General features: G+C 68.3%; 8 protein-coding genes. 4 read left to right on the forward strand and 4 right to left on the reverse strand.

Annotated features, from left to right (window positions below; genetic code table 11):
* Nucleotides 1-225 precede the first annotated feature (225 nt).
* The 3 genes from U9983_RS24895 to U9983_RS24905 all read left to right on the forward strand — a co-directional run bounded on the left by U9983_RS24895 (nt 226) and on the right by U9983_RS24905 (nt 3200).
* Entirely contained in the window at nt 226-975 is a 750-nt protein-coding gene (locus U9983_RS24895) for a glucose 1-dehydrogenase (protein ID WP_322756343.1), read from the forward strand.
* A gap of 137 nt (nt 976-1112) precedes the next feature.
* Nucleotides 1113-2228: an acyl-CoA dehydrogenase family protein gene (locus U9983_RS24900; RefSeq protein WP_322756344.1), complete on the forward strand. Its 1116-nt coding sequence runs from the start codon at nt 1113-1115 to the stop codon at nt 2226-2228.
* Nucleotides 2229-2444: 216 nt separating this feature from the next.
* Nucleotides 2445-3200: a FadR/GntR family transcriptional regulator gene (locus tag U9983_RS24905; protein WP_322756345.1), complete on the forward strand. Its 756-nt coding sequence runs from the start codon at nt 2445-2447 to the stop codon at nt 3198-3200.
* A gap of 50 nt (nt 3201-3250) precedes the next feature.
* On the opposite strand, the gene U9983_RS24910 is transcribed toward U9983_RS24905, so the two are convergent.
* Entirely contained in the window at nt 3251-4027 is a 777-nt protein-coding gene (locus U9983_RS24910) for an enoyl-CoA hydratase/isomerase family protein (RefSeq protein ID WP_322756346.1), read from the reverse strand.
* 77 nt (nt 4028-4104) lie between these two features.
* Complete coding sequence (locus U9983_RS24915) at nt 4105-5256, reverse strand: acyl-CoA dehydrogenase family protein (protein WP_322749438.1); 1152 nt, start codon at nt 5254-5256, stop codon at nt 4105-4107.
* A gap of 178 nt (nt 5257-5434) precedes the next feature.
* Between U9983_RS24915 and U9983_RS24920 the strand changes: the two genes are divergently transcribed.
* Nucleotides 5435-6607 (forward strand): acyl-CoA dehydrogenase family protein, encoded by a 1173-nt coding sequence (locus U9983_RS24920; protein ID WP_322756347.1) that lies wholly within the window; start codon nt 5435-5437, stop codon nt 6605-6607.
* Nucleotides 6608-6777: 170 nt separating this feature from the next.
* Here U9983_RS24920 and U9983_RS24925 read toward each other — a convergent pair whose 3' ends face one another.
* Nucleotides 6778-7632 carry an enoyl-CoA hydratase-related protein gene (locus U9983_RS24925; RefSeq protein ID WP_322756348.1) on the reverse strand — a complete coding sequence of 285 codons (855 nt, stop codon included), beginning with the start codon at nt 7630-7632 and terminating at the stop codon, nt 6778-6780.
* A 94-nt stretch (nt 7633-7726) separates the two neighbouring features.
* The coding region (locus tag U9983_RS24930; protein ID WP_322756349.1) for an SDR family oxidoreductase at nt 7727-8430 on the reverse strand (704 nt) is incomplete at its 5' end.

The raw sequence follows: 8430 nt of genomic DNA on the forward strand, positions 1-8430 counted from the left end.
GGGCGGAGCCCGGCACTTCCGCGTGACGGCAGAGGACATGTAACAAGTTAGATGCTTGCACGATTTGTGGTGCCGGGCAACCAGTCACGGGGCCGGCCGGCAGTCTCGGGAGGCAACCCGAAGGTTCGATCATGACATCCAAAATAGTTATATGATATGACGCCAATACGGGACCACGGATGCACCGACCGGGACCCGCCAGCGATGTAGAGAGGAGCGCGGCGCATGACCGAGGCACTTGAGGGCAAGGTCGCGATCGTGACCGGCGCCGCCCGCGGGATCGGAGCCGCCATCGCGGCCGCCCTGGCGCAGGCGGGGGCGGCGGTAGCCGTGGCCGACCGCGACGGCGACGGCGCCGCGGTGACCGCGGACAAACTGGCCGGCCGCGCCCTTGGCGTCACCGTCGACGTGACCGACAACGCAAGCGTGCTCGCCGCTGTCGAGCGGGTGCGGGCGGAGCTCGGCGAGGTCGACATCCTCGTGAACAACGCCGGGGTCGACGTGATCGGCCCGTTCGTCGACAGCGACGAGGCAACCTGGCGGCGCCTGGTGGATGTCAACCTGCTCGGCACGATCCGCGCCAGCCGTGCGGTCCTTGACAGCATGCTGGCACGGGGGTCGGGCCGCATCATCAACATCGCCTCGGACGCGGGACGGGTCGGATCGTCCGGCGAGGTGGTCTACTCGGCCACCAAGGGTGGGGTCATCGCGTTCGCCAAGGCACTCGCCCGAGAGACCGCCGCCGCCGGGATCACCGTCAACGCCGTCTGCCCCGGCCCGACCGACACCGCTCTGCTCGACCAGGTCGCGGACGTCAGCCAGCGCCTCTACGACTCGCTCGCGCGGGCCGTTCCGATGAAGCGGATCGGGCAGCCGACCGACATCGCCCCGGCCGTCGTCTTCCTCGCTTCCCCCGCGGCGGGCTACATCACCGGGCAGACACTGTCGGTAAGCGGTGGACTGACAATGGCCTGAGCCACGGGATGACATGCTCAACGACGTCGTGTCGTCCGATTCGACGTGACGCCATCCTGTTACTCAGAGTACATCTTGCCGAATTAGATTACTAATTGTACCCTCGTTCAGAATATTGCCTGTAGCCGGGAGCTGCCGTGAACTTCGCCTTCAGCGAGGAGCAGGAAGAGCTACGCCGCGCCGTGCGCGACTTCCTGGAGGATCTTTCTCCGGAATCCGAAGTTCGGCGTCTCATGGAGACCACCGAGGGTTACGATGCGAACGTCTGGGCGAAACTGGCCGGCGAACTCGGCCTGACGGGTCTCGCGATCCCCGAAGAGCACGGTGGTGCCGGCTACGGGTTCGTCGAGGTGGGCATCGTCCTGGAGGAAGCTGGCCGCGCGCTGCTGTGCGCGCCCTACTTCTCCACGGTCGTCCTCGCGACGACGGCGCTTGTCGCCAGCGGCGACGACGCGGCTCAGAAGGACTACCTGCCCGGCATCGCCGGCGGCGACACCCGAGCGACGCTCGCGTTCACCGAGGAGTCCGGCCGATGGGACACCGACGGGATCACGCTCCCCGCGACCCGGCACGGCAACGAGTGGCGGCTGAACGGATCCAAGAGCTACGTGCTTGACGGTCACACCGCCGACCTCGTCGTGGTCGCGGCTCGGACCGCAGCCGGAGTCAGCCTCTTCGCCATCCCCGGCGACGCGCCCGGCCTCACCCGCACCGCGCTGCCGACCATGGACCTCACCCGCAAGCAGGCCCGGCTCGACTTCGACGACACCCCCGCCCGGCTGATCGGCGTCGACGGCGAGGGCGAGGGCGTTCTCCTGCGGGTTCTCGACACCGCGGCCATCGGCCTGGCCGCCGAGCAGGTCGGCGGTGCCCAGAAGGTGCTGGAGATGGCCGTCGAATACGCCAAGATCCGGGTACAGTTCGGCCGGCCCATCGGTTCGTTCCAAGCGATCAAACACAAGTGCGCGGACATGCTGCTGGACGTGGAGTCGGCCAAGTCCGCCGCGTACTACGGCCTGTGGGCGGCCGCTGAGGGCAACGACGAACTACCGGTCGTGGCCAGCGTGGCCAAGTCCTACTGCTCGGACGCGTTCTTCCACTGCGCCGCCGAGAACATCCAGGTGCACGGTGGGATCGGCTTCACCTGGGAACATCCCGCCCATCTCTACTTCAAGCGGGCCAAGACCTCGCAGCTCCTGCTCGGTGACCCCGCCTACCATCGCGAACAGCTCGCCCAGCGGATAGGCATCTAGCCGGGCTGACCAGCCGGGCCGGCCAGCCGGGCCAGCCCGGCTGAAGGGTGTGCGAACCGGAACGTCCTCATCGCCCGGAGACACAGGCCAAGGGGCGATCCGATAGATTATTATCGAAGCGACCGCGCAGGGGACACCTCTACTCACCCGCCTCCGGCACCCAACGCCGAGTCACCACTCCCGTTCTGCGGCGGTGCCAACGAGCAGGAGGATTCCGTGGCGACCGAAGACCGTGTCCGCGTACCCAAAGCCGGCGAAATCGTCGCCAGTCATCTCCGCCGGCAGATCATCCTCGGAAAACTCGGCGAGGGAACGGCGCTTCCGTCTGAAGCGGTCCTCATGGAACGCTTCGGAGTCTCCCGCCCGACTCTACGGGAGGGGTTCCGGGTCCTGGAGTCCGAGGGGCTGATCAGTGTCCGACGGGGTGCGCGCGGCGGAGCGCGCGTCCACCTCCCGTCCGGGGACACCGCCGCCCGGTACGCGGGTGCGATCCTGCAGTACCGGGGCACAACCCTCGCCGACGTCTACGAGGCCCGGGCTCTGCTGGAGTCCCGTGCCGCCGGCATGTGCGCCGAGCAACACGACAACAATGCCCTCGCGCGGCTCAACGAGGTGCTGGCCAGCTGCCAGGACGCCCTCGACGATCACGAGCGGTTCTTGTTCATCGACGCGGAGTTCCACCTCCTCGTCGTCGAACTGGCCGGCAACCGCACCCTGCGACTCCTGGTCGGAATGCTGTACCGGATCGTCGAGTCCGCCACCGTGTCCTCCCACATGGCGCATGTCAGCGACCCCGACCAGCAGCGGACGCTCGTGGGCAAGGCACATCGCGCCAACACCAAGCTCGTCGCGCTGATCCGCAACCGGCAGACCGAAGAGGCGGAGGCCTTCTGGCGCCGGCACCTCACCGCGATCGGCAAACTCCTGCTGGAGGACACCGACAAGCAGACCGTCCTCGATCTGCTCAGCTGATCCCTGCGCCCGGTGCGCTCATGAGACGGCGCCCATGGTCATGGTCATGGTCATGACTTGGCTTTGAAGCTCTCGACGTTGTGGCGCAACTCGTCGGTGGTGAACGACTCACCCTCCGCCGCCAGGGAGAAGTCCAGGACCAGTCGGGCGGCCTGCGCCAGATGCAGATTGATCGCCCGCTTGGTGTCCTGGACGGCCTGCGGGGGCAGCGCGGCGATCTTGTGCGCGACCCGGCGGGCCTCGTCCATCAACTCGGCGGCCGGGACCACCCGGTTGGCCAGGCCCAGGGCGACAGCCTGGTCCGCGGGGATGCGGTCACCGGTGAGCAGGTACTCCTTGGCCCGCAGGATGCTCGTGGCCAGTGGCCAGAACGCCGCGCCGCCGTCACCGGCGACCAGACCCACCTGCACGTGCGGATCCGCCAGGAACGCGGTGTCGGCGATCAGGACGATGTCGCTCATGACCGCGATCGTCGCCCCGACGCCGACGGCGGGGCCGTTGACCGCGGCCACCACCGGCAGGTGGAAGCGCACCACCTCGTCGGCGAGCCGCCGCGCCTCGCGCATGCTGTGCCGGCGGTGTTCCGGGTCGGCGATCTGCTGGGCCATCCCCGGGATGTCGCCGCCCGCGCTGAACGCGCGGCCCGCCCCGGTGAGCACCACGGCGCGTGCGTCCCGGTCGCTGGCGATGCGTGCCCAGACGTCCGCGATGGCTTCGTGCAGCCCGCCGGCGAACGCGTTCAACGCCGCTGGACGGTTCATCGTGACGACGCGCACCGGGCCGTCGGACTCGACGAGGAGGACGTCCCCGAAGTCGTAGTTCGCCATGTTCAGTGGCTGCCTCTCCTGGACAGGGTCATCGGTGACCGTCTTCAGTAGCGACTACCATCGGTAGCCAATTGCTGTCAGTAGCTGCGTAGGCCCATGCTGCGTGCGATCGCGTTGCGCTGGATCTGGCTGGTGCCACCGGAGATCGGCGCGACGATGGACTCACGCCAGCGGAAGCTCATCACGCTCTCGGTGGCGAAGCCGTGACCGCCGAGGATCTGCATCCCCCACCGAGCCGCCGCGACATAGGTCTCGGAGCCCTTGAGCTTGGCCATCGAACCCTCACGGGAACACGGCCGGCCCTGGGCGTGCAGCCAGGCGGCCCGGTACGACAACAGCCGAGCGGAGTCGATCTCGACCTGGAGGTCGGCCATCGCGTGCGAGAGCGACTGGAAGTTCCCGATCGGCCGGTCGAACTGCTGGCGCTGCTTGGAGTACTCCAGCGCCTCGTCGAGCGTGGCCTGGGCCACCCCGACGTATGCGCCGCTCATGAGCACCCGCTCGAGGTCGAGCCCGGAGAGCATGACCTTCCAACCGCCGTGCAGGGGACCCACCAGGTTCTCCCGGGGCACGACCACGTCGTGCAGGAACACCTCGTTGGTGCCGAGGATGTGCCGGGCCAACGTCGGCGTCCGACGGATCTCCACGCCTGCGGTCGCAGGATCGACCAGCACCAGGGACAGCCCCTCGTGCTTGGGCGCGGACGGGTCGGTGCGCACGTACATCGCGATGGTCGTACCAGGCAGGCCCGCCCCGGTGCACCATGCCTTCTGCCCGTTGAGGACGAAGTGGTCGCCGTGGTCGACCGCGGTGGTGCGCAGTGCCGCGACGTCGGAGCCGGCGTCCGGCTCGCTCATGGCGATGGCGAAGCGCTCGGTGCCATCCAGCATGCCGGGCAGGTAGCGGTCGCGCTGGGCCTGGGTGCCCCACTTCAGCAGGGTGAGCCCGGGGATGAAGGTGCCCGAGTAGCACATCGCGATGTCGAGGCTGGCACGCCCGAGTTCCTCGGCGAGCAGCACGAGTTCGAGCGCGGTACCGCCGCCCCCACCGCTGTCCTCCGGTAGTGGGAGGCCGAACCACCCGAGGTCGGCCATGCCGCGGAAGAGCTCCTTGGGCAGGACGCCCTGCTCATCCCATTCCTTGGCCAGCCGCGGTGGGCAGGTACGCGAGACGAAGTCCCGCGCGGTCTGCGCCAGCATGCGCTGCTCGTCCGTGAGGTCAAAGTCCACGACAGCACCTCTCCCATCAGCTAAATCAGCTAACCATAGCGCGTCGGGATCCGCATGGACATCCCACCGCCTGACGCTCAAGTTGCGATAGCCTCAGCTATCAGCTAACTTTTTGTACGGTTTTGCACGTTGATCCGGCCGGAGGCGCCCACCTGGGCGCGAGTGGGCGAGGTAGCCAATGGACGTTGCCGTCACCGCACAGGACAGGCAGTTCCAGGAGGAGGCGCGGTCATGGATCGCCGATCATCTTACCGGTGACTTCCGGACCATCCTGGGCGTCGGCGGCCCGGCCGACGACACCGCCTGGGAACTCCGCCGGGAGTGGGAAAAACTCCTCGCGAAGGACAAATGGCTGAACATCAGTTGGCCGGTCGAGTACGGCGGCCGCGGGGGAACGCTCGCCCAGGAGATCATCTTTCAGGTCGAGCACGCCCGGGCGCAGGCACCGTACTGGGTGGGGGTCCACGGTCGTGACCTGTTCGGCCCGACCCTGCTCGCGTTCGGTACCCCCGAGCAGAAGGCCCGCTTCCTCCCGAAGATCACCGCGGTCGAGGAGTTCTGGGGACAGGGCTTCAGCGAGCCCGAAGCCGGCAGCGACCTGGCCGGCCTGCGTACCCGGGCCGAACTCGACGGCGACGAATGGGTGATCAACGGCCAGAAAATATGGATGACCTTCGGTGACTACGCCGACTGGCTGTACGTCCTGTGCCGCACCGACCCGGACGCCCCGAAACACCGGGGGATCTCTATGATTCTGGTGCCCCGCCACCAGCCGGGCGTCGAGGTACGGCCGATCCGGAACATGGCCGGTGGGGCCGAGTTCGCGGAGGTCTTCTTCACCGAAGCCCGTACCAGCAAGGACCTTGTTGTGGGTGAGGTCAACGGTGGCTGGCGCGTGGTCATGGGGACCCTGGGCAACGAGCGCGGCGGCACCACCGTGCTGCCCTTCCAGGCCGGGTTCGAGCGCGAGATGCGGGCGCTGATCGACCTCGTGCGATCCCGGCCGAGCGACCCGGTGCTGCGGGACCGCATCGCGTCGGCCTACGTCGGGCTCCGGGTCATGCAGGCGATGAACATCCGCACCATCTCCCGGGCCGTCGCGAACGCCCACCCCGGACCCGAGTCGTCGATCTCCAAGCTGTTCTGGTCCACCTGGCACCGCGACTTCGGCGAACTACTGATGGACGCGACGGGCGCCGGTTCGATGCTCGTCAAGGACGACTACCGACTCAGCCTGTTCCAGGCGAGCTTCCTGAACTCCCGGGCAGAGACGATCTACGGCGGCGCCGTCGAGATTCAGCGCAACGTCCTGGGCGAGCAGGTCCTGGGCCTGCCCAAAGAACCACGCTGACAAGCCGTCCCAGCCGCGATCCCCCACCGGCCCACCACAGCGTCGGCCTGACGATGTGAATCCGGTGCGACAATCACAGCACCGGATTCACATCGTTCCCATCATCAGTCCGTTCCCACCATCAGCCCCGGGGCCCCGAACGGCGGCCAACCGGCGAGTCCGGGGAAGCGCTAACCGAGGACGTCGTCGGCTGCCAGCCGGCCACCGGGCACGGGAGCACCGGTCAGTGCACCGGCGTCGAAGTCGTCGGCCAGCGGGGCGAAGTGCGGCGGTCGACGCTCGATGAAGCTGCGCATGCCCTCCACGAAGTCGGCTGACCCGTTGGTCACCGCCATCACCTGCAACGACCTGCGCAGCGCCTCGTCCAGGCCGACCTCGAGGTCGCCGTAGACCTGGTGCCGGATGGCCGCCAGGGCGGTCGGTGCACAGTTGCGGGCCAGGTCGCCCGCGTACGCCTGGGCCTGCGCGAGCACGTCGTCGCGCTCGACCACCCGGCTGACCAGCCCCAATCGGAGGGCTTCCTCCGCGTCGAACGTCCGGGCCGACAGCAGGAGGTCAAGGGCGTTCTCCAGCCCGACATACCGCGGCAGGACCCAGCTCAGGCCGTACTCGGCCGCGAGCCCACGACGGGCGAACGCGGTGGAGAACTTCGCACCCCTGGCAGCGAAGCGGACGTCGCACATGAGCGCCTGGACGAGCCCGATGCCGGCGCACCCACCGTTGATGGCGGCGATCAGCGGCTTACGCAGGGTCCGCGGCCGGTACTGCGGCGGTCGTCCCGACAGGTCGAGCCCCTTACCGGCCTTCTCATTGAGCCGGCTCGCGTCCATCCCGGGGCAGAAGGCGGTGCCCGCGCCGGTCAGGACGACCGCGCGGACGTCGGCGTCCCGGTCCACCCGGTCCAGCGTCCCGAAATAGGCCGCCTCCAGCTCCGGTGACCAACCGTTCTTCCGGTCCGGACGATTGAACGTCACGGTCGCGACACCATCACCGTCGGTCGTGCACAGGACCAGATCGTCCGACACCACAGTTCCCTTCGAAGTGGACATCAGCTACCACAAGCCGGGCGCCCGCCGATGCGAAGCAGCCGGCGAGCGCCGGCCGGGCAAGCGCGCGAGTTCAGTCCTTCGCCGCGACCCCGGGCAGGGTCGGGGGCAGACCCGGGTCGTGGTCGGCGAACAGTCGCGGGCCCTCGGTCACGAGTTCCTCGGTCGTCCAGGCCCGTTCGCCTGCGTCAATGGTGGCTGCGACCTCCCAACCGCGGAAGACCGAGACGACCGAGCCGTAGACGTGGAAGATCTGGCCGGTGATGTCGGCCGCGGCCGGGCTGGCCAGCCATCCGACCAGCGGGCTGACGTGCTCGGGTGCCCGGTTGTCGAACGCGCCCTCCTCCACCTGCCCGTAGCCGGCGAAGGTCTGGGTCGTCATGCGGGTACGCGCCCGGGGCGCGATCGCGTTGGAGGTCACCCCGATCCGGGCCAGTTCGCGGGCCATCACGACGGTGAGCGCGCTGATCCCGGCCTTCGCGGCCGCGTAGTTGGCCTGGCCGAAGTTGCCGACCAGACCGGACTCACTGGTGGTGTTGATGAGCCGGCCGTAGACCTCCTCGCCCGCCTTCGCGCGGGCCCGCCAGTAACGGGCCGCGAACCGGGCCGGCGCGAAATGGCCCTTGAGATGCACCTCGATGACGGAGTCCCAGTCGTCCTCGTCGAGGTTGAAGAACATCTTGTCGCGGACGAAACCGGCATTGTTGACCAGGACGTCCAGCCCGCCGAACGTGTCGACAGCCTGCTGAACAAGCCCGTCGGCGCCCTTCCAGTCCC

This window comes from Protofrankia sp. Cas3, from assembly GCF_963555955.1.
Taxonomy (GTDB): Bacteria; Actinomycetota; Actinomycetes; order Frankiales; family Frankiaceae; genus Protofrankia.

What these genes read in the sequence shown, in the direction of transcription:
- U9983_RS24920 (WP_322756347.1), top strand. Translation starts at nt 5,435, where the DNA reads ATGGACGTTGCCGTCACCGCACAGGACAGGCAGTTCCAGGAGGAGGCG.
- U9983_RS24910 (WP_322756346.1), bottom strand. Translation starts at nt 4,027, where the DNA reads ATGGCGAACTACGACTTCGGGGACGTCCTCCTCGTCGAGTCCGACGGC.
- U9983_RS24895 (WP_322756343.1), top strand. Translation starts at nt 226, where the DNA reads ATGACCGAGGCACTTGAGGGCAAGGTCGCGATCGTGACCGGCGCCGCC.